Source organism: Rhodoferax sp. GW821-FHT07F03, assembly GCF_059418745.1.
This window is the reverse complement of record NZ_JBWKQM010000011.1, coordinates 189,790-209,779: the sequence shown is the minus strand read 5'-3', so window position 1 is coordinate 209,779 and position 19,990 is coordinate 189,790. Positions and strand designations below refer to the sequence as shown.

The 19,990-nt window shown below is 62.4% G+C and carries 17 protein-coding genes; 11 read left to right on the top strand and 6 right to left on the bottom strand.

Features of this window, described 5'->3' with window-relative positions; all coding sequences use genetic code 11:
- Nucleotides 1–6 precede the first annotated feature (6 nt).
- The 5 genes from AC07R0_RS18370 to AC07R0_RS18350 all read left to right on the top strand — a co-directional run bounded on the left by AC07R0_RS18370 (nt 7) and on the right by AC07R0_RS18350 (nt 6,366).
- Nucleotides 7–780, top strand: coding sequence for a TrmH family RNA methyltransferase (locus tag AC07R0_RS18370; RefSeq protein ID WP_495105900.1), 774 nt, complete (start codon nt 7–9; stop codon nt 778–780).
- A 264-nt stretch (nt 781–1,044) separates the two neighbouring features.
- Entirely contained in the window at nt 1,045–2,217 is a 1,173-nt protein-coding gene (gene carA / locus AC07R0_RS18365; RefSeq protein ID WP_495105899.1) for a glutamine-hydrolyzing carbamoyl-phosphate synthase small subunit, read from the top strand.
- Nucleotides 2,210–5,440, top strand: coding sequence for a carbamoyl-phosphate synthase large subunit (carB, locus tag AC07R0_RS18360; protein WP_495105898.1), 3,231 nt, complete (start codon nt 2,210–2,212; stop codon nt 5,438–5,440). Before carA ends, carB begins: the two co-directional genes overlap by 8 nt.
- Before the next feature lie 32 nt (nt 5,441–5,472).
- On the top strand, nt 5,473–5,949 hold the full coding sequence (gene greA, locus AC07R0_RS18355) for a transcription elongation factor GreA (protein WP_495077271.1): 477 nt from the start codon (nt 5,473–5,475) through the stop codon (nt 5,947–5,949).
- 3 nt (nt 5,950–5,952) lie between these two features.
- Nucleotides 5,953–6,366: a DUF4149 domain-containing protein gene (locus AC07R0_RS18350; protein ID WP_495105897.1), complete on the top strand. Its 414-nt coding sequence runs from the start codon at nt 5,953–5,955 to the stop codon at nt 6,364–6,366.
- Between the two features lies 1 nt (nt 6,367).
- Here AC07R0_RS18350 and AC07R0_RS18345 read toward each other — a convergent pair whose 3' ends face one another.
- Nucleotides 6,368–6,850: a YhbY family RNA-binding protein gene (locus AC07R0_RS18345; protein WP_495105896.1), complete on the bottom strand. Its 483-nt coding sequence runs from the start codon at nt 6,848–6,850 to the stop codon at nt 6,368–6,370.
- Nucleotides 6,851–6,871: 21 nt separating this feature from the next.
- Between AC07R0_RS18345 and AC07R0_RS18340 the strand changes: the two genes are divergently transcribed.
- The 5 genes from AC07R0_RS18340 (at nt 6,872) to AC07R0_RS18320 (ending at nt 13,017) form a co-directional block, all read left to right on the top strand.
- Nucleotides 6,872–7,561: an RlmE family RNA methyltransferase gene (locus tag AC07R0_RS18340; RefSeq protein WP_495105895.1), complete on the top strand. Its 690-nt coding sequence runs from the start codon at nt 6,872–6,874 to the stop codon at nt 7,559–7,561.
- Between the two features lie 157 nt (nt 7,562–7,718).
- Nucleotides 7,719–9,641, top strand: coding sequence for an ATP-dependent zinc metalloprotease FtsH (gene ftsH / locus AC07R0_RS18335; RefSeq protein ID WP_495077275.1), 1,923 nt, complete (start codon nt 7,719–7,721; stop codon nt 9,639–9,641).
- Nucleotides 9,642–9,718: 77 nt separating this feature from the next.
- Entirely contained in the window at nt 9,719–10,579 is an 861-nt protein-coding gene (folP, locus tag AC07R0_RS18330) for a dihydropteroate synthase (protein WP_495105894.1), read from the top strand.
- A gap of 66 nt (nt 10,580–10,645) precedes the next feature.
- The gene (gene glmM, locus AC07R0_RS18325) at nt 10,646–12,001 is read left to right on the top strand and encodes a phosphoglucosamine mutase (protein ID WP_495105893.1); all 1,356 of its coding nucleotides are present in this window, start codon (nt 10,646–10,648) and stop codon (nt 11,999–12,001) included.
- A 164-nt stretch (nt 12,002–12,165) separates the two neighbouring features.
- Nucleotides 12,166–13,017: a GNAT family N-acetyltransferase gene (locus AC07R0_RS18320; protein ID WP_495105892.1), complete on the top strand. Its 852-nt coding sequence runs from the start codon at nt 12,166–12,168 to the stop codon at nt 13,015–13,017.
- A 129-nt stretch (nt 13,018–13,146) separates the two neighbouring features.
- Here AC07R0_RS18320 and AC07R0_RS18315 read toward each other — a convergent pair whose 3' ends face one another.
- Together AC07R0_RS18315 and AC07R0_RS18310 are read right to left on the bottom strand one after the other, a co-directional pair.
- A complete protein-coding gene (locus AC07R0_RS18315) occupies nt 13,147–14,016 on the bottom strand; it encodes a segregation and condensation protein A (RefSeq protein WP_495077279.1) in 870 nt (289 codons plus the stop codon).
- A 63-nt stretch (nt 14,017–14,079) separates the two neighbouring features.
- Complete coding sequence (locus tag AC07R0_RS18310) at nt 14,080–14,283, bottom strand: DUF3460 family protein (protein ID WP_495077280.1); 204 nt, start codon at nt 14,281–14,283, stop codon at nt 14,080–14,082.
- 95 nt (nt 14,284–14,378) lie between these two features.
- On the opposite strand from AC07R0_RS18310, the gene bamE reads away from it, so the two are divergent.
- On the top strand, nt 14,379–14,861 hold the full coding sequence (bamE, locus tag AC07R0_RS18305; RefSeq protein ID WP_495077281.1) for an outer membrane protein assembly factor BamE domain-containing protein: 483 nt from the start codon (nt 14,379–14,381) through the stop codon (nt 14,859–14,861).
- 7 nt (nt 14,862–14,868) lie between these two features.
- Here the strand turns inward: bamE and AC07R0_RS18300 are convergent, their stop codons facing one another.
- From AC07R0_RS18300 to AC07R0_RS18290, 3 genes are all read right to left on the bottom strand, one after another.
- On the bottom strand, nt 14,869–16,521 hold the full coding sequence (locus AC07R0_RS18300; protein ID WP_495077282.1) for a SulP family inorganic anion transporter: 1,653 nt from the start codon (nt 16,519–16,521) through the stop codon (nt 14,869–14,871).
- A gap of 2 nt (nt 16,522–16,523) precedes the next feature.
- Entirely contained in the window at nt 16,524–18,602 is a 2,079-nt protein-coding gene (metG, locus tag AC07R0_RS18295) for a methionine--tRNA ligase (RefSeq protein ID WP_495077283.1), read from the bottom strand.
- An 85-nt stretch (nt 18,603–18,687) separates the two neighbouring features.
- Nucleotides 18,688–19,944 (bottom strand): patatin-like phospholipase family protein, encoded by a 1,257-nt coding sequence (locus tag AC07R0_RS18290; protein ID WP_495077284.1) that lies wholly within the window; start codon nt 19,942–19,944, stop codon nt 18,688–18,690.
- Nucleotides 19,945–19,990 lie beyond the last annotated feature (46 nt).

Below are 19,990 nucleotides of genomic sequence, written 5' to 3'. Positions count from 1 at the left end.
ACTTCGATGAGCTCCGACCCCATCACCCACATCCAGTCGCGCGACAACCCGCTGCTGAAAGAACTGCGCCGCTTGTCGCAGGACAGCACGGCCTACCGCAAGCAGGGCCGGGTCTGGCTCGAAGGCGACCACCTGTGCCGGGCCGCGCTGGCCCGCGGCTGGAAGCCGGCGCTGGCGGTGTTTTCAGAGTCTTTTTGGCCTCAGGCGCAGGCGCAATATGCGCAGGCAGCTATTAAAACCATAGTAATGGCCGACAAACTGCTGGCCGACCTGAGCAGCCTGGAATCGCCGGCGCCCATGGGTTTTGTCATCGACCTGCCCAGCGCCACCGCGCTGGACCCGGCGGCGGCCAGCGTTATCCTCGACCGGGTGCAGGATGCTGGCAACGTCGGCTCCATTCTGCGCAGCGCTGGTGCTTTCGGCTTCAAGCAGATCATCGCGCTCAAGGGCACGGCGGCGCTGTGGAGCCCCAAGGTGCTGCGCGCCGGCATGGGTGCGCATTTCGGCCTGCGGCTGATCGAAGGCCTGGAGCCCGAGGCGCTGGAGGCGCTGGCCGTGCCCCTGGTGGTCACCAGCTCGCACCAGGGCGCGCTGCTGCAAGACCAGAAGCTGCCCTTTCCCTGCGCCTGGGCCATGGGCCACGAAGGCCAGGGCGTGGGCCCGGCTCTGCAGGCGCGCGCACAGATTGCAGTACGCATCGGCCAGCCCGGCGGCGAGGAATCGCTGAACGTGGCGGCGGCGGCGGCTATCTGCCTGCATGCTTCCAGCGTCGGGCGTTAGCGGGTTGTAGAGAGTCGCGGTGGTCGTCCCGCATCCGTCGCAGGAACCCATGGAACCGGCTTTGCCGGGTCATCGGGTTCGCCCCCAGCAAGGGGGTTGGCGCAGCTACACGCAGTGGGCGGAGCCTGGGGGTGAGCTATAATGATGGGCTTTCCCGCATCCACGTACGCCTAGCGCCGGTCTCACCGAACCCCCTTCCAGAGCATTTGCAAGAGTTTTCTCTTGGACCGCTTGGGCGTACCCGTAACTATTTCGGAGAACCCAGTGCTTTTGTCTCTTCAGGGAACCTTCCCATCCGCCATCCTGGCGCTCGCAGACGGCACGGTCTTTGTTGGCAATTCCATTGGAGCCCCCGGCTCCACCGTGGGCGAGGTGGTGTTCAACACCGCCATGACCGGCTACCAGGAAATCCTCACCGACCCCAGCTACTGCCAGCAGATCGTCACCCTGACGTACCCCCACATCGGCAACTACGGTGTCAATGTGGAAGACGTTGAAGCCGCCCGCGTGCATGCCGCCGGCCTGGTCATCAAAGACCTGCCGCTGGTCGCCTCCAACTTCCGCAGCCACCTGAGCCTGTCGGACTACCTAGTTCAGCAAAAGACGGTGGCGATCGCCAACCTCGATACCCGCAAGCTGACCCGCCACCTGCGTACCCACGGCGCGCAGAACGGCTGCATCCTGGCACTGCCCGCGGGCCACGACGTCACGCCCGAGGCCATTGCCCAAGCGGTGGCTGCCGCCAAGGCCGCACCCAGCATGGCCGGCCTGGACCTGGCCAAGGTGGTGTCGGCCAAGGAATCCTATGCCTGGACCCAGACCGAATGGCAGCTGCACCAAGGCTATGGCGACCAGACCGCACCGCGCTTCCACGTGGTGGCGTATGACTTTGGCGTCAAGTTCAACATCCTGCGCATGCTGGCCAGCCGCGGCTGTCGCATCACCGTGGTGCCGGCCCAGACCAGCGCCAAAGACGTGCTGGCACTGAAGCCCGATGGCGTATTCCTGTCCAACGGCCCTGGCGACCCGGAGCCCTGCGACTACGCGATTGCCGCGACCCGCGAGCTGATCGAAACCGGCATCCCCACCTTCGGCATCTGCCTGGGCCACCAGATCATGGCCCTGGCCAGCGGCGCCAAGACCTTCAAGATGAAGTTCGGCCACCACGGGGCCAACCACCCGGTCAAAGACCTGGACGATGGCCGCGTCAGCATCACCAGCCAGAACCACGGTTTTGCCGTGGACCAGGCCAGCCTGCCGGCCAATCTGCGCGCCACCCATGTGTCCTTGTTCGACGGCACGCTGCAAGGCCTGGCCCGTACCGACAAGCCGGCGTTCTGCTTCCAGGGCCACCCTGAAGCCTCACCCGGACCGCACGATATCTCGTACCTGTTTGACCGCTTTACCGCACTGATGGAGAAAACAAAAAATGCCTAAGCGGACCGACCTTAAATCCATTCTGATCATTGGCGCTGGCCCGATCATCATCGGCCAGGCCTGCGAGTTCGACTACTCGGGCGTGCAAGCCTGCAAGGCGCTGCGCGAAGAAGGCTACAAAGTCATTCTGATCAACAGCAACCCCGCGACGATCATGACCGACCCGGCCACGGCCGACGTCACCTACATCGAGCCCATCACCTGGCAGACGGTCGAGAAGATCATCGCCAAGGAGCGCCCGGACGCGATCCTGCCAACCATGGGCGGCCAGACCGCGTTGAACTGCGCGCTGGACCTGTGGCACAACGGCGTACTGGAGAAGTACAAGGTTGAGCTGATCGGCGCCAAGCCCGAGGCCATCGACAAGGCCGAAGACCGCCTGAAGTTCAAGGACGCGATGACCAAGATCGGCCTGGGCTCGGCCCGTTCCGGCATCGCCCACAGCATGCAGGAAGCCTGGGATGTGCAGAAGACCCTGGGTTTCCCCACGGTCATCCGCCCCAGCTTCACCCTGGGCGGCACCGGTGGCGGCATCGCCTATAACGCCGAAGAGTTTGAAACCATCTGCAAGCGCGGCCTGGAAGCCTCGCCGACCAACGAGCTGCTGATCGAAGAGTCGCTGTTGGGCTGGAAAGAGTACGAGATGGAAGTGGTGCGCGACACCGCCGACAACTGCATCATCGTCTGCTCGATCGAAAATCTGGACCCCATGGGCGTGCACACCGGCGACTCGATCACCGTGGCCCCGGCCCAGACCCTGACCGACAAGGAATACCAGCTGCTGCGCAACGCCAGCCTGGCGGTGCTGCGCGAAATCGGCGTGGACACTGGCGGCTCGAACGTGCAGTTCTCCATCAACCCCAAAGACGGGCGTATGGTGGTGATCGAGATGAATCCGCGCGTCTCGCGTTCTTCGGCTTTGGCTTCCAAGGCCACCGGTTTCCCCATCGCCAAGGTGGCGGCCAAGCTGGCGGTCGGCTACACGCTGGACGAGCTGCGCAACGACATCACGGGCGGCGCTACGCCGGCCAGTTTCGAGCCCAGCATCGACTATGTGGTCACCAAGATCCCGCGTTTTGCGTTCGAAAAGTTCCCCACCGCCGATGCGCGCCTGACCACGCAGATGAAGTCGGTTGGCGAAGTCATGGCCATGGGCCGGACCTTCCAGGAATCGTTCCAGAAAGCCCTGCGCGGCCTGGAAGTCGGCGTGGACGGCATGAACGAGAAGACCCAGGACCGCGAAGTGCTGGAGAAAGAACTCGGCGAGCCCGGCCCTGAGCGCATCTGGTACGTGGGCGACGCGTTTGCCCAGGGCATGAGCGTGGACGAAGTGTTTGTGCTGACCAAGATCGACCCCTGGTTCCTGGTGCAGATCGAGCAGATCGTGAAGATTGAGCTGGAGCTGGAAACCAAGTCGCTGGCCGATATCGACGCCGCTACGCTGCGCGCCCTGAAGCAAAAAGGCTTCTCGGACCGCCGCCTGGCCAAGCAGCTGAAGACCACCGACACCGCGGTGCGCAATGCCCGCCGTGCGCTGGGCGTGCGCCCGGTCTACAAACGCGTCGATACCTGTGCAGCCGAGTTCGCTACCGACACCGCTTACTTGTACTCGACCTACGAGGCCGAAGGCGGCGAGTGCGAAGCCGCGCCTACCGACAAGAAGAAGATCATGGTGCTGGGCGGCGGACCGAACCGCATCGGCCAGGGCATCGAGTTCGACTACTGCTGCGTGCACGCCGCGCTGGCCATGCGCGAAGACGGGTACGAGACCATCATGGTCAACTGCAACCCTGAAACCGTGTCCACCGACTACGACACCAGCGACCGCCTGTACTTCGAGCCGCTGACCTTGGAAGACGTGCTGGAAATCGTCGACAAGGAAAAGCCTTTCGGTGTGATCGTGCAGTACGGCGGCCAGACCCCATTGAAGTTGGCGCTGGATCTGGAAGCCAACGGTGTGCCCATCATCGGCACCAGCCCCGACATGATCGATGCGGCCGAAGACCGCGAGCGCTTCCAGAAGCTGCTGCACGCGCTGGACCTGCGCCAGCCACCGAACGCCACGGCCCGTACCGAGCCGGAAGCGCTGGAAAAGGCTGCTGCCCTGGGTTATCCCCTGGTGGTGCGTCCCAGCTACGTGCTGGGCGGCCGCGCCATGGAAATCGTCCACGAGCAGCGCGATCTGGAGCGTTACATGCGCGAAGCCGTCAAGGTCAGCCATGACTCTCCGGTGTTGCTGGACCGCTTCCTGAACGACGCCATCGAATGCGATGTGGACGCGATCTGCGACGGCCAGCGCGTGTTCATCGGCGGTGTGATGGAACACATCGAGCAAGCCGGTGTGCACAGCGGCGACTCGGCCTGCTCGCTGCCGCCGTACTACCTGTCGGTGGAGACCGTGACCGAGATCAAGCGCCAGACCACGGCTATGGCGCATGCGCTGAAGGTGGTCGGCCTGATGAATGTGCAGTTCGCCATCCAGAACGTGGACGGCAAGGATGTGATCTACGTGCTGGAAGTGAACCCGCGTGCATCCCGCACCGTGCCCTTTGTCAGCAAGGCCACCGGCATCCAGCTGGCCAAGGTGGCTGCGCGCTGCATGGTCGGCCAGTCGCTGGACGCGCAGGGCATCTTCAAGGAAGTCACGCCACCGTATTTCAGCGTCAAGGAAGCCGTGTTCCCCTTCGTCAAGTTCCCCGGTGTGGACACGATTCTCGGCCCCGAGATGAAGTCCACCGGCGAGGTGATGGGCGTGGGCAAGACCTTTGGCGAAGCCTTTGTGAAGTCGCAGATCGGTGCGGGCACCAAGCTGCCGCGTTCCGGCGTGGCCTTTGTGTCGGTGAAGAACAACGACAAGGCGCGTGCCGTGGAAGTCGCGCGCGGTTTGGCCGCTCTGGGTTTCAGCCTGCTGGCCACCAAGGGCACGGCGGCGGCGATCCAGGCGGCGGGCATTGCCTGCAACGTGGTGAACAAGGTCACCGAGGGCCGACCGAATATCGTGGACATGATCAAGAACAACGAGATTGCCCTGGTCATCAACACCGTGGAAGAGCGCCGCAATGCGATCGCCGATTCCCGCCACATCCGTACCTCGGCCTTGCTGGCCCGCGTCACCACCTTCACCACCATTTTTGGTGCCGAAGCGGCGGTGGAAGGGATGCAGTACCTGGACGATCTGGATGTGATCTCGGTACAGGAAATGCACGCCCAACTGCTTGCTTGATTGGCGGCTTAAAACAGAACCCGGATTTTTCTATGTCTACTATTCCCATTACCAAGCGCGGCGCTGAGACGCTGAAAGCCGAGCTGCACAAGCTCAAAACCGTGGAGCGGCCATCGGTGATCGCGGCCATCTCCGAGGCGCGGGCCCAAGGCGACTTGAGCGAAAACGCCGAATACGAAGCCGCGAAGGACCGCCAGGGCTTTATCGAAGGTCGTATCCAGGAAGTGGAAGGCAAGTTGTCCGCCGCCCAGATCATTGATCCCGCAGCACTGGATGCCGGTGGCCGCGTCGTGTTCGGCGCCACGGTCGATCTGGAAGACGAAGATTCCGGCCAGGCCGTGCAATACCAGATCGTCGGCGAAGACGAGGCCGACCTGAAGCTGGGCCGCATCAACGTGTCCAGCCCGATTGCCCGCGCCCTGATCGGCAAGGAAGTCGGCGATACCGCCGAGGTGAATGCGCCCGGCGGCATCAAGCGCTATGAAGTGATGGCGGTCAGCTACATCTAAGCCATGCGCCAGCGTTTGCCCATCGGTTTGGCGGCCCTGTGGTGGGGCAGCCTGACCACGCTGGGTTTCATGGTGGTGCCGCTGCTGTTCATGGTGCTGCCGACCCCGGCCTTGGCCGGCAGTACGGCGGCGAAGCTGTTTACGGCGCAAACCTGGCTGTCGATGGCCTGTATCTTGTTGCTTCTGTTGATTTCCAGGTCAAATGAGGCTTTGGCGCAGGTAAAGCAAGCGCCAGTAGCTACTATTTTTATAGCTTTTGGGCTGCTTGCCGCGGTACTGGTGGAGTTTGCCGTATCCCCGCACATCGTGGCGCGGGAGAACTTGAAGCTTTGGCATAGCCTGGGTACAGGCTTGTATCTGCTGCAGTGGCTGGCAGCGGGCGCGACACTCTGGAAGGTGTCGGCCCCGCGGACCTAGATCAGGTCTGGTTGCGCTTTTTGAGGCTGGTTTTTGGCTTCGGCTTGGCGCGTTTCACTGTACCGCCTGCCGTCAGGCGCTGGTTGCCCAGAACCCGCAAAGTTTTTACTTCAGGACGCTGGCCACCGCGCGTGCTATGTTTCAGCACCTTGAAATCGCGCGGACCGGGCATGCGGTCTTCGTCGATCTTGCGTTCCTTGGTGATTTCCGGCTGCGGGCGCCAGAGTATCAGCAGCTTGCCAATGTGCTGGATGGGGGCTGCGCCGAGTTCATCCGCCAGAGTTTGGTACATGGTTTCGCGGGCGACGCGGTCGTCCGAGAAAATACGCACCTTGATCAGGCCGTGGGCGTTCAGCGCCAGGTTGACTTCTTTGATGACAGCGGGGGTCAGGCCGTCGCTGCCAACCATCACCACCGGGTTTAAATGGTGGGCTTCAGCGCGATGAACCTTGCGCTGGGCAGGGGTAAGTTGTATTTGAGACATGTCCGTATTATCAAGGCCAAGATGAAAGTTAAAACACAAAGTAAAAAAGTCAACAAGGCTTGGTTGAATGATCACGTCAATGACCCTTACGTGATATTGGCCAAAAGAGAGGGCTACCGGGCCCGTGCGGCCTACAAATTGAAGGAAATTGACGAGACCTTCCAGTTGATCAAGCCGGGGCATGTGGTGGTCGATCTGGGGTCCAGTCCTGGCGCCTGGAGCCAGTATGTGCGCCGCAAGCTGTCACCCAAGACGGCGGTGGGTGGTGGTGCTGCGGTGGGTGAGCTCAATGGCAGCATCATTGCCATCGACCTGCTACCCATGGAGCCTATCGAGGGCGTGGTGTTTTTCCAGGGCGATTTCTGCGAGCAGGGCATGCTGGACAAGCTGACCCAGGAACTGGGTGGCCGTCTGGCGGACGTGGTGGTGTCCGATATGGCGCCGAATCTGTCGGGCATCCATTCGGCGGATGCGGCGCGGGTAGAGGGCTTAGTGGAGTTGGCCGTGGATTTCTGTCAAAGCCATTTGAAACCCCAGGGGGCTTTGGTGGTGAAGTTGTTCCATGGCGGCGCCTACGACCCGCTGGTGAAGCTGTTCAAGCAGTCTTTCCATACGGTGAAACCCATGAAACCCAAAGCTTCGCGTGACAAGTCCACGGAGACGTTCTTGGTGGGCTTGGGCTTGAAATCAGTGGCCAAAGCCCAACAGTAGTTTCGTAACAGTTTCGTAACAGTACGGTGGATTGCGTAGTTGTGCCGTTAAACCCTTGTTACGCCTATGGCTGCCATAGTCAAGATATACGGTGCGTGGCCTTGAAACGCCTAAAATAGTACGCACTTACGTTGAAGTCTTTCTACCGGAGCCTTGCTTGAAAAATCCGTGGTTTTCCAAAATTGCCGTCTGGCTCGTCATTGCGATGGTGCTATTCACGGTTTTCAAACAGTTCGACACCCGCGCTAGCGTGGGGTCTGGCTATCTTGGCTATTCCGAGTTTCTGGACGAAGTGCGTAACAAGCACATCAAGACAGCAACCATACAGGAAGGCCAGGGCGGTACCGAGATTGTGGCCATCACCAATGATGACCGCCGTATCCGCACCAATGCCACTTATCTGGACCGTGGCTTGGTTGGTGATCTGATCGCCAACAATGTCAAATTCGACGTCAAGCCCCGCGAAGAAGGTTCCTTGCTCACCACGCTACTGGTCAGCTGGGGCCCCATGCTGCTGTTGATCGGCGTCTGGGTGTACTTCATGCGCCAGATGCAAGGTGGTGGCAAGGGTGGTGCGTTCAGCTTCGGCAAGAGCAAGGCCCGCATGCTGGACGAAAACAACAACGTTGTGACCTTTGCCGATGTGGCGGGTTGCGACGAGGCCAAGGAAGAGGTCAAGGAAGTCGTGGACTTCCTGAAAGACCCGCAAAAATTTCAAAAACTGGGTGGCCGTATTCCGCGTGGGTTGCTGCTGGTAGGCCCTCCCGGTACTGGTAAGACGCTGTTGGCCAAGGGCATTGCTGGTGAAGCCAAGGTGCCTTTCTTCTCGATTTCCGGTTCTGATTTCGTCGAAATGTTCGTCGGCGTGGGCGCAGCCCGTGTTCGCGACATGTTCGAAAACGCAAAAAAGAATGCACCCTGCATCATCTTCATTGATGAAATCGACGCAGTTGGCCGCCAACGTGGCGCCGGCTTGGGCGGCGGTAACGACGAACGTGAACAAACCTTGAACCAGATGCTGGTCGAGATGGACGGTTTTGAAACCAATCTCGGCGTGATCGTGGTGGCTGCTACCAACCGCCCTGACATTCTGGATGCGGCCTTGCTGCGCCCAGGCCGCTTCGACCGCCAGGTCTACGTAACCCTGCCGGACATCCGTGGTCGTGAGCAGATCCTGCATGTGCACATGCGCAAGGTACCGGTCAGCCAGGACGTGAACGCCAGCATCATCGCCCGCGGCACGCCCGGCATGTCGGGTGCGGACCTCGCCAACCTGTGCAATGAAGCTGCGCTGATGGCCGCTCGCCGCAATGCCCGTGTGGTGGAAATGCAGGACTTCGAGAAGGCTAAGGACAAGATCCTGATGGGCCCGGAACGCAAGAGCATGGTCATGCCCGAGGAAGAGCGCCGCAACACGGCCTACCACGAGTCTGGCCACGCCCTGATCGGCAAGCTGCTGCCCAAGTGCGACCCGGTGCACAAAGTTACCGTCATCCCCCGTGGCCGCGCGCTTGGTGTGACCATGAGCTTGCCGGCCCAAGACCGCTACAGCTACGACAGCGAATACATGCTGAGCCAGATCAGCATGTTGTTCGGTGGTCGTATCGCCGAAGAAGTGTTCATGAACCAGATGACCACCGGCGCCAGCAACGATTTCGAGCGTGCCACCTCCATCGCCCGCGATATGGTGACCCGTTACGGCATGACCGATGCACTGGGCCCGATGGTGTACGCGGAAAACGAAGGCGAAGTGTTTCTAGGCCGCTCGGTGACCAAGACCACCAATATGAGCGAACAGACGATGCAAAAGGTGGACAGTGAAGTCCGCCGCATCATCGATCAGCAATACTCCTTGGCGCGCAAGCTGATCGAAGACAACGCCGACAAAATGCACGCCATGGCCAAGGCCTTGCTGGAATGGGAAACCATCGATATCGACCAGATTGATGACATCATGGCCGGCCGTGAGCCGCGTCCTCCCAAGGACTGGACGCCGCGCACACCAACGGGTGGCGGCAGCAATGGTGGCAGCGGCGGAGCACCTGCTGTCACTACTGACCCAGCACCTACCGCAGCCTGAGCGCTGCGCCGGTTGAAAAGGGCCCTCTAAGGGCCCTTTTCTGTTTTTGAAGTAGTCCTTCTCGGTATTGAGCGCTCATGTATTGGCAAACCTCCCGCTTTCAGGTTAATTTGGATCAGCCCCAGGTCATGGGCATCGTCAACCTCACCCCTGACTCGTTTTCAGACGGTGGCCAGCATGCAGTCACCTCGGCTGCCTTGGCGCATTGTGAGCAGTTGCTGCTCGACGGGGCCCAGATTCTGGACCTGGGCGCGGAGTCCACTCGCCCTGGCGCCCAGCCGGTGCCGGTAGAGCAGGAGCTGGCACGCCTGCTGCCCGTGTTGCGTGCGGCAGCCACCTTGGGTGTACCTATCTCGGTGGATACCTACAAGCCGCAGGTCATGCAGGCCGCGCTGGATGCCGGAGCGGACATCGTCAACGATATCTGGGCGCTGCGTTGGACGGACCCCGCCGCACCGCAGTACCGAGGCCCTGACATCGTGGCCAGCCATCCGTCATGCGGGGTCTGCCTAATGCACATGCACCGTGAACCTATGACCATGCAGGCCGCACCCATGCAAGGCGATGTGGTGCAGCAGGTGCTATTGTTTTTGAAGCGCTCAGCGCAGGGTTTGTCTGCGCTGGGGGTTGAAAAGGCTCGTATTACACTCGACCCTGGTGTTGGCTTTGGCAAAACCGTGGAGCAGAACTTTGCCTTGCTGGCGCGCCAGTCTGAATTGCTGGCCTTGGGGTATCCGCTCTTGGTGGGTTGGTCTCGCAAATCTTCTTTGGCTCTGATGGGAGCTGGTGGTGGCGCTTTGCCCCCGCAGGAGCGGCTGGTGCCCAGCATAGCGGCCGCCTTGCTGGCGGTGGAGCGTGGTGCCCGTATCGTGCGCGTGCATGACGTGGCCCAGACGGTACAGGCCCTCAAGGTTTGGCGGGTGGCGAGCGCTGGTTGAGACAGCTATTAGAAAACTAGCAAAACTGCGATGTAATCGCACGCATTTCATAAGAACAGGAAAAAAATGACCCGTACCTATTTCGGCACCGACGGCATCCGAGGCACCGTCGGCCAAGCTCCCATCACCCCTGATTTTGTATTGCGTCTGGCCCATGCCGTGGGGCGCGTGCTGAAGCAGACCGAGGCCCGTCCCACCGTGCTGATTGGCAAGGACACCCGTATTTCCGGTTATATGCTGGAGTCCGCGTTGGAGTCCGGCTTCAACTCTGCCGGTGTCGACGTGGTCTTGCTGGGGCCGCTGCCCACGCCGGGCGTGGCTTATTTGACGCGCGCGCAGCGTGCCAGCCTGGGTGTCGTCATCAGTGCCAGCCACAACCCCTTCCCGGACAACGGTATCAAGTTCTTTAGCGCCGAAGGCACCAAGTTGCCCGACGCCTGGGAAATGGCGGTCGAAGAGGCCTTGGACAAACCTCCGGTGTGGGCCGATTCAGCCTCGCTGGGCAAGACCCGCCGCCTGGAAGATGCCGCTGGCCGCTATATCGAATTCTGCAAAAGTACCTTCTCCAACGCCTTGACGCTGAAAGGCTTACGCATCGTGGTGGATGCCGCCCACGGCGCGGCGTACCACATTGCGCCCAAGGTCTTTCACGAGTTGGGCGCCGAGGTCATCGCCATCGGCTGCGCACCCGATGGTCTGAACATCAACCACAAGGTGGGTGCGACCCATCCCCAAGCCCTGGTAGAGGCCGTCAAAGCCCACCAGGCCCACTTTGGTGTGGCCTTGGATGGCGATGCCGACCGTCTGCAAATGGTGGACAGCCAGGGCAGGCTGTTCAACGGCGACGAGATCCTGTACCTGATGGTGAAAGAGCGCCTGTCGCGTGGTGGCAAGGCCGCCAGCAAGCGCGCGGGCGATGCCGTGCCCGGTGTGGTGGGCACCTTGATGACCAATATGGCCGTGGAGCTGGCTTTGCAGGAACAGGGCGTGGAATTGGTGCGCGCCAAGGTGGGTGACCGCTATGTGCTGGAAGAACTGGAAAAACGCGGCTGGTTGCTGGGTGGCGAGGGCTCCGGCCATTTGCTGGCGCTGGACAAGCACACCACGGGCGACGGCTTGGTCAGTGCGCTACAAGTGCTGCAAGCCTGCGTGCGCGCCGGCCAAAGCCTGTCTGAACTTCTGGCCGACCTGACCCTGTTCCCACAAACCCTGGTGAATGTACGTTTGCAGCCTGGCCAGGACTGGAAGGCCAATACCCAGCTGCCAATTGCCACCAAGGCGGTGGAGGCCGAGCTGGGCAAGAACGGCCGCGTGCTGATACGCGCCAGCGGCACTGAACCCCTGGTGCGCGTCATGGTGGAAGCCCGCGACGCGCAGCAGGCCCAGGCCTGCGCCGAGCGGATCGCGGCGACCTTGCGCTGAGCGTCTTTGCTGCCAAACAAGGGCCGCCATGTTGCGGCCCTTCGTCTTTAGCCTGCTCGGCGCCACTGCGAGATGTATCAGTTGTAATGTCACGCTGACGCCATAAAACCTACACGGTGTTGTCATGACGCTCTTTCAGACTCTCTCCAACACAGGAGAAGTCCATGAAAGAACTGCCTACCCCCACCTTCGCACTCTCGCCGTTGACGCCCGCGTCTTTGCTTCGGGGGTCACTTCATCGACCCTCAGAACGGTTGGAAGCACCGGGCCGCAGTGCGGATGCGCAGCCTGGGGCGGGGTTCGTGGTTTCCTGGGCGCGGCAGCAGGACGAAGTCCGCGAAGCCCAGCGCCTGAGGTACCAGGTTTTTGCGGTGGAAATGGGCGCACGCCTGTCCAGCCGCGTACCGGGCCACGATGTGGACCTGTTCGATGACTTTTGCGAGCATCTGCTGGTGCGGGATGTGGCCACCCAGGAAGTGATTGGCACCTACCGCGTGCTCACCCCGGTTCAGGCCAAGCGCGTGGGCAGCACCTACAGCGATACCGAATTTGACCTGGTGCGCTTGCGCAGCCTGCGCAGCCGCATGGTGGAGCTGGGCCGCAGCTGCGTGCATCCCGCGCACCGCCACGGTGGCGTGATCCTGGCCCTGTGGAGTGCCTTGGCCGAGTTCATGCAGCGCAACCAGCTCGACACCATGGTGGGCTGTGCCAGCATCCCCATGCTGCACAACGGCCTGGTCAGCGGCGACGCGGCAGCCAGCATCTGGCGCCAGCTGCAGGCCAGCCATATGGCACCGATTGAATACCATGTGCAACCCCGCTTGCCGCTGCCGTTGCACCAGTTCGACAGCAGCCTGGACATCGAGCCACCGGCTCTGATCCGCGGCTACTTGCGCTTGGGCGCCAAGGTGCTGGGCGCACCGGCCTGGGACCCGGACTTCAACACCGCTGACCTGCCCATGCTGATGCGCGTGGCCGACTTGCCAGGCCGCTACCGTAAGCAATTTAAAGGTTGAAGAACTTTTAAGGCAAGCGTAGCGAAGCTGCCGTTCCAGAAGTACCGCGGAACTGGCTTTGCCAGGCCGCTGGTACTGCCCCCTGCAAGGGGGTTGGCGGAAAGTGCTACGCACTGGAGCCTGGGTGTGTTATACAGATACGTAGGCTAGGCGCACGTAAATCGGCGCAAAGGCCTCGGCCTGGACGATTTCAACCAGGGTTTCCTTCCCCAGCTCCAGCAGGGCGATGAAGGTCACGACCAGCACCGACATGCCCTTGGCCGGGTCGAACAGTTCTTCAAACTCGACGAACTTGCGGCCCTGCAGCACTTTCAGCACAAAGCTCATGTGCTCGCGCACCGACAGTTCCTCGCGGCTGATCTTGTGGTGCTGCACCAGCTTGGCTCGGCGCAGGATGTCGCGCCAGGCCTCTTGCAGATCGGCGATGTGGACCTCGGGCAGGCGGGGCTGCAGAGCCTGTTCGATGTAGACCTGGGCCTTCAGGAAGTCGCGGCCGAACTGCGGCAAGGCGTTGAGCCGGGCGGCGGCCAGTTTGATCTGCTCGTACTCCAGCAGGCGGCGCACCAGGGCGGCACGCGGGTCTTCGGCCTCTTCTCCCTCGGCCACCTTCTTGGGTGGTAGCAGCATGCGCGACTTGATCTCGATCAGCATGGCCGCCATCAGCAGATAGTCGGCCGCAAGCTCCAGGTTGCGGCTGCGGATCTCGTCCACATAGGCCAGGTACTGGCGCGTCAGCGGCGCCATGGGAATGTCGAGGATGTTGAAGTTCTGCTTGCGTATCAGGTACAGCAGCAAGTCCAGCGGGCCTTCGAAGGCCTCCAGAAACACCTCCAGCGCGTCGGGCGGGATGTACAGGTCCAGTGGCATGGCAAACAGCGGCTCGCCGTACAGGCGCGCCAAGGCCACCTGGTCAACCACTGCGGGCATGCTTTCCAGGGCGGCGGCACTGCCTGCGGGCAATGCTTCTGCGTCCGCGTGTGCGGGCTTGGCGGATGCCATTGCTGCTATGGAATAAATAGCTGCTTGCGCAGGTACTACCTGCGCTGCAAGCAGTTTTTCTATTTAACTATTGGTTTGGTAGACGTAGGGCTTTTGCTCGACCCGGCCGGCGCGGAATTCGGCCTGCGCGTCGCGGTCCACTTTTTTGTCCCACAGCAGGGCACGGCCTGCGAGTTGCTGGGCCTCCAGCTGGGGTTTTTGGGCTTTCAGCTGTTCGATGAAATCCGTGGTTTCGGACGTGTAGTCGGCGCGGCGGAAGAAGGGCATAAACTAAACCTCAGTGTTGGCTCTGGCATGCCGCAGAACGGGCATGGATGGGCGTGATTTTACCGGGGGCGCGTGTGGTGCAAAGGATTTGGCGAATGGCGTTGATGGCGACGATCTGGGCCGCCGTGGTGGGCCTGCTGGGCTGTGATGCGCAGCGTATAGACCAGCTCGAAGAAGGTGTGGCCACCGAGGCCGATGTGCGCGCCCAGTTCGGCACGCCCGAGAACATCTGGGACGCGCCCGGTGGCGCCCGTATCTTTGAATACAACCGCCAACCCGCCGGCCACCGCAACTACATGGTCACCATAGCCCCGGACGGCAAGATGGCCGCGCTGCGCCAGGTGCTGACGCCGGAAAACTTCGCCAAGGTGCAGCCCGGCATGGCCATGGAAGAGGTGCGCCGCATGCTGGGCAAGCCCATGAAGATCACGCCCTTTGTGCTCAAGCACGAGACCGACTACGACTGGCGCTACCTGTTGCCGCCCAACCAGTCCATGGTGTTCACCGTGGTGTTTGACCCGGACATGCGGGTGCTGCGCACCTTGTCCGTCACCGACCCGGACACCGAGCGGCGCTAGCGCAATCTCAGTACCGGGTGGCCGGTGCCGGCTGGAAGCCGTTCAGCCGCGCCGCAAAGCCCGAGCGCTCCATCAGCCCACGTGGCTGGGGGTTCACATGGCGGATGTGCAGCTGGCCACCGTGCTGCAGCACCACTTTGAACAGCTGCTCCAGCGCGTCCAGGCCGGTCGCATCCAACGAGATCAGCTGCGATGCGTCTAGCTCCACCCGCATGCCCGCAGGGTGTTTTTCCACCGCCCGCACAATGGGGTCGATCTTGGCCACCGCGCCAAAAAACAGCGCGCCATACAGCTTGAATGCCAACACCTCCGGTTTGGACGGCAGTGGTGCCACGCGGAACAGCGAACTCATGCGGCGTATGAAAAGAATGCAGGCCAGCACCATGCCCACCTCCACGGCCACGGTCAGGTCGAACACCACGGTCAGAAAGAAGGTGCCCAGCAACAGCGTGCGGTAGTGGCTGCTGAAGTTGCGCAGGCGCACAAACTCATGCCATTCGCCCATGTTCCAGGCCACGAACAGCAATATGCCTGCCAGCACCGCCAGCGGGATGTACAGGGCCAGAGGCGCGGCCACCAGCACCACCACGGCCAGCACCAGGGCGTGCACGATGCCCGCGATGGGTGATGTGGCGCCGGAGCGGATATTCGTCACCGTGCGCGCAATCGTGCCGGTGGCCGGCATGCCGCCAAAGAAAGCCACCACGAAATTGGCCACGCCCTGGGCCATCAGCTCCTGGTTGGGGTCGTGCTTCACATGGTGTGGGTCGGTGGCCAACTGGTCGGCCACGCGGGCGCACAGCAGCGACTCGATGGCGCCCAGCAGAGCGATGGTGATGGTGGGCGTCACCAGCAGGCGCACCGTGGCCCAGCTGAAGTCGGGCAGCGCAAACGCCGGCAGGCCGCCCGGAATCTGGCCAAAGCGGCTGCCCAGCGTCTCTACCGGCAGGTCCAGACCCCAGGCCAGCAGCGACAGGCTGACCAGCGCCATGATGGGCCCTGGCACGCGGGCGAAGGTGCGCACCGTGCGCCCCTCCAGCAGGCGTATCACCGGCGAACCCTGCACGAATATGCGCGGCCAGACCACCAGCCCCAGGATGCATAGTGCGCCCAGCGCGAAGGCATACGGGTTGGCGCTGCCCAGGTGGGCGGCAATGGTCTTGATCTGCGAGAAGAAGTCGCCCGGCATCTTGGCAATGTCCAGCCCCAGCAAGTCCTTCAGCTGCGATAGCGCAATCAGCACCGCAATACCATTGGTGAAGCCGATGACGATGCTCACCGGCACATAGCGCACCAGCGTGCCCAGCTTGAACAGGCCCAGGCCGAACAGCAGCACGCCCGCGCAGGCGGTGGAGATCAGCAGGTTGGCCACGCCGTAGCGCTCGACGATGCCGTAGACGATGACGATGAAGGCGCCCGCCGGCCCACCAATCTGCACCGTGGTGCCGCCGAGCGCGGAGATGATGAAGCCGGCGATGATGGCCGTCCACAGCCCCGCCTGGGGCGTGAGGCCGCTGGCAATCGCAAACGCCATGGCCAGCGGCAGGGCCACGATGCCGACCGTGACGCCCGAGCCCACGTCCTTGGCGAAACGCTCCCCGCTATAGCCGCGCAACGCGTCCCACAGACGCGGGCGGAAGCGGGCAAGCGGGGAGGCCATGCTTAGCCGATGCGCATACCGGGTTGCGCTCCGGGGAAGGGCTCCAGCACGTAGACGCCGGGCTGGGCTTTTTCATCCGCATGGCTGGCGGCCAGCACCATGCCTTCGCTGATGCCGAACTTCATCTTGCGCGGTGCCAGGTTGGCCACCAGCACGGTGAGCTTGCCGATCAGCTGGTCCGGCGTGTAATGGGCGGCAATGCCGCTGAATACATTGCGCATGCGGCCTTCGCCGGCGTCCAGGGTCAGGCGCAGCAGCTTGGTGGAGCCGTCGACCGGCTCGCAGTTCACTATTCTTGCGATGCGCAGATCGACCTTGGCGAAGTCGTCGATGGTGATGGTCGGTGCAATCTCCTCGCCACCCGGTACTACAGTTTCTGTAGCTGCTTGCGCAGGTTCCGCCTGCGCTGGAGGCTCAAACAATGCATCAAGTTGTTTGATGTCCACGCGCTGCATCAAATGCTTGTAGTCGCCAATCGCATGGCCTGCGCCCAGCTGTGTGGCGGCATCGGCAAAGCCGAGTGGAGCCACGTTCAGGAACGATTCCACTTGTGCGGCCAGCGCGGGCAGCACGGGCTTCAGGTAGATGGTCAGTAGGCGGAAGGCTTCGATACAGGTGCTGCACACGTCTTGAAGTCTTGCGTCAGCACCTTCCTGTTTGGCCAGTTCCCAGGGTTTGTTGGCGTCCACATAGGAGTTCACGCGGTCGGTCAGCAGCATGGTTTCACGCAGCGCCTTGGCGTATTCGCGCTGCTCGTACATTGTGGTAATGCTCTCTTTTTGAGAGCTGATGGTACTGATCAAATCTGCGCCGTCGGCCGAAATCGTGCCCAATTTTCCGCCGAAGCGTTTGCTCAGGAAACCGGCCGCACGAGATGCAATATTGACGTACTTGCCAATCAAATCGCTGTTCACGCGGGCCATGAAGTCGTCGGCGTTGAAGTCGATGTCTTCGTTGCGGGCGCTCAGCTTGGCGGCGATGTAGTAGCGCAGCCATTCGGGGTTCATGCCCAGGCCCAGGTACTTCAGCGGGTCCAGGCCGGTGCCGCGACTTTTGCTCATCTTCTCGCCGTTGTTGACCGTGAGGAAGCCGTGGACGAACACCGAGTCCGGCGTCTTGCGGCCGCTGAACTTCAGCATGGCCGGCCAGAACAGGGTGTGGAAGGTGACGATGTCCTTGCCGATGAAGTGGTACTGCTCCAGCGCGCGGTTGGCCATGTAGGCGTCATAGCTCTCGCCGCGCTTGTCCAGCAGGTTCTTCAGGCTGGCCAGGTAGCCCACGGGTGCGTCCAGCCAGACGTAGAAGTACTTGCCGGGCGAGTCCGGGATCTCGATGCCGAAGTAGGGCGCGTCGCGGCTAATGTCCCAGTCGCCCAGGCCTTCGCTGGTGCTGCCGTCGGGGTTGGTGCGCACGGTGAACCATTCCTTCACCTTGTTGGCTACCTCGGGCTGCAGGCGGCCGTCTTGCGTCCACTGCTCCAGAAACGCCACGCAGCGCGGGTCGGACAGCTGGAAGAACAAATGCTCCGAGCTTTTCAGCTCGGGCGTAGCGCCGGACAGGGCCGAGTACGGCTTGATGAGGTCGGTGGGCGCGTAGACCGAGCCGCAGACTTCGCAGTTGTCACCGTACTGGTCTTTGGCGTGGCACTTGGGGCATTCGCCCTTGATGAAGCGATCCGGCAGGAACATGTTCTTCTCGGGGTCGAAGAACTGCTCGATCACCTTGCTGGAGATCAGGCCGTTGGCCTTCAGCTCGCGGTAGATCTGCTGCGCCATGGCGTGGTTTTCCGGCGCGTCGGTGCTGTGCCAGTTGTCGAAGGCGATATGGAAGCCGTCCAGATACGGCTTGCGGCCGGCGGCGATGTCGGCGACGAACTGCTGTGGCGTCTTGCCGGCTTTTTCGGCGGCGATCATGATGGGCGCGCCATGGGTGTCGTCGGCACCGACGAAGTTCACTGCATTGCCCTGCATGCGCTGGAACCGCACCCATATGTCGGCCTGGATGTATTCCATGATGTGGCCGATGTGGAAGTTGCCGTTGGCGTAGGGTAGGGCGGTGGTGACGAAGAGTTGGCGTGGCATGGACAGACTAGCTTTCAGAACAGCCTTTGATTTTAGTCGGGGGCTATCGCTTCGGGTGGGGCCGTTGCCAGCGGGCCGGGGCGGTTCAGCGGAATGCGTGTTTGCGCCGCTCGACCCGGGGTGTTGCGGGGTCGGCCAGGGGATCGGTCCAGCGGAAGAATCGGCATATTTCGGCGCGCTGGCGCTGCGCGTCGGCATAGCCCAGCGCCATCAACTCGCGGGTGAAGTTGGATTCGAACAGCAGATAGCTGGCCAGGGCCGAGCCTTTGGCGTCTTCTGGCTGAGAGCGCATGCCCAGGCCGCCCAGCATGGTGCGTATAGCGGGGGGCAGGTCGTGCAGATGGCGTGCGGCGATCTGGTCGATGCGCTGCGACGGCGCGATCAGCAGCAGCTCCACCGGGCGCAGGGCGCTGTTGTGGCGTAGCTCGGCGGGTATCAGCGACAGGGTATGGTTGATGCGCCGTACCCGCTCCACGTCAACCGCCAGGGCGTCCAGGAAGATATTCGCCAGCGCGTGGCCGGCGATCTGCGCCAGCGAGGGGTAGCTGTCATTGGGCTTGAGCGAGGCGTCTTCGCGCGGTTCGTGCATGCGGCCCGCGCCGATGACCAGTACGCGCTCCGCCCCCAGGTGGATGGCCGCACCCACCGGTGCCGACTGGCGCATGGAGCCGTCGCCAAAGTATTCGGTATGGCCGTGGATCTGCAGCGGAGTGGCCGGAAACACAAAGGGAATCGCCGAAGAGGCCAGCAGGTGGTTCAGCCGCAGGCGCCCGCGCACGCCCTGGCGCTGCGAGCGCACCCAAGGCTTCAGGTCGGTGCTGCCCTGGAAGAAGGTCAGATGCTCGCCCGAGCTGTAGCTGGACGCAGTGACGGCCAGCGCCCGTACATGGCCCTGGCGCACCAGGCGCGGCAGGCGCTCCAGCGGCACCAGGTGCTTCAGCAGTTCGTGCAAAGGGCTGTTGTCCAGCAGCGAGCGCGGGTGGACCTTGCGCCACTTGGCCAGCATCCAGCCAACCGACAGCAGCGTCAGCCAGCGCGCGCCGCTGCGCATCACGCCAATGGCATCGGTGCGGTAGACCTGGTCGGCTGTGAAGTTCTTCCAGATGCCCACCATCTGGCGCACGATGCTGTCGAAGTTGTCCGCGCCGCAGGCCAGCGCGGCGGCATTGATGGCACCGGCCGAGGTGCCGGTGATGATGGGAAAGGGATTGCCCTGGTCGCCCGCGCCGCAGGCCAGGCGCAGGTCGGCGATGGCCTCCAGCACGCCCACCTGGTAGGCTGCGCGGGCGCCGCCGCCGGTGAGCAATAAACCCGCAGGTGTGTGGGGGAGTGTGGAGGACATGGCTGCATTGGACGGCGCCACGCAGGCCGCCGTCAATCAGGGTTTA

What these genes read in the sequence shown, in the direction of transcription:
- AC07R0_RS18320 (WP_495105892.1), top strand. Translation starts at nt 12,166, where the DNA reads ATGAAAGAACTGCCTACCCCCACCTTCGCACTCTCGCCGTTGACGCCC.
- AC07R0_RS18310 (WP_495077280.1), bottom strand. Translation starts at nt 14,283, where the DNA reads ATGCCCTTCTTCCGCCGCGCCGACTACACGTCCGAAACCACGGATTTC.
- bamE (WP_495077281.1), top strand. Translation starts at nt 14,379, where the DNA reads ATGGCGTTGATGGCGACGATCTGGGCCGCCGTGGTGGGCCTGCTGGGC.
- AC07R0_RS18345 (WP_495105896.1), bottom strand. Translation starts at nt 6,850, where the DNA reads ATGTCTCAAATACAACTTACCCCTGCCCAGCGCAAGGTTCATCGCGCT.
- AC07R0_RS18370 (WP_495105900.1), top strand. Translation starts at nt 7, where the DNA reads ATGAGCTCCGACCCCATCACCCACATCCAGTCGCGCGACAACCCGCTG.
- AC07R0_RS18300 (WP_495077282.1), bottom strand. Translation starts at nt 16,521, where the DNA reads ATGGCCTCCCCGCTTGCCCGCTTCCGCCCGCGTCTGTGGGACGCGTTG.
- AC07R0_RS18315 (WP_495077279.1), bottom strand. Translation starts at nt 14,016, where the DNA reads ATGGCATCCGCCAAGCCCGCACACGCGGACGCAGAAGCATTGCCCGCA.
- glmM (WP_495105893.1), top strand. Translation starts at nt 10,646, where the DNA reads ATGACCCGTACCTATTTCGGCACCGACGGCATCCGAGGCACCGTCGGC.
- metG (WP_495077283.1), bottom strand. Translation starts at nt 18,602, where the DNA reads ATGCCACGCCAACTCTTCGTCACCACCGCCCTACCCTACGCCAACGGC.
- folP (WP_495105894.1), top strand. Translation starts at nt 9,719, where the DNA reads ATGTATTGGCAAACCTCCCGCTTTCAGGTTAATTTGGATCAGCCCCAG.
- carB (WP_495105898.1), top strand. Translation starts at nt 2,210, where the DNA reads ATGCCTAAGCGGACCGACCTTAAATCCATTCTGATCATTGGCGCTGGC.
- AC07R0_RS18290 (WP_495077284.1), bottom strand. Translation starts at nt 19,944, where the DNA reads ATGTCCTCCACACTCCCCCACACACCTGCGGGTTTATTGCTCACCGGC.
- AC07R0_RS18350 (WP_495105897.1), top strand. Translation starts at nt 5,953, where the DNA reads ATGCGCCAGCGTTTGCCCATCGGTTTGGCGGCCCTGTGGTGGGGCAGC.
- greA (WP_495077271.1), top strand. Translation starts at nt 5,473, where the DNA reads ATGTCTACTATTCCCATTACCAAGCGCGGCGCTGAGACGCTGAAAGCC.
- AC07R0_RS18340 (WP_495105895.1), top strand. Translation starts at nt 6,872, where the DNA reads ATGAAAGTTAAAACACAAAGTAAAAAAGTCAACAAGGCTTGGTTGAAT.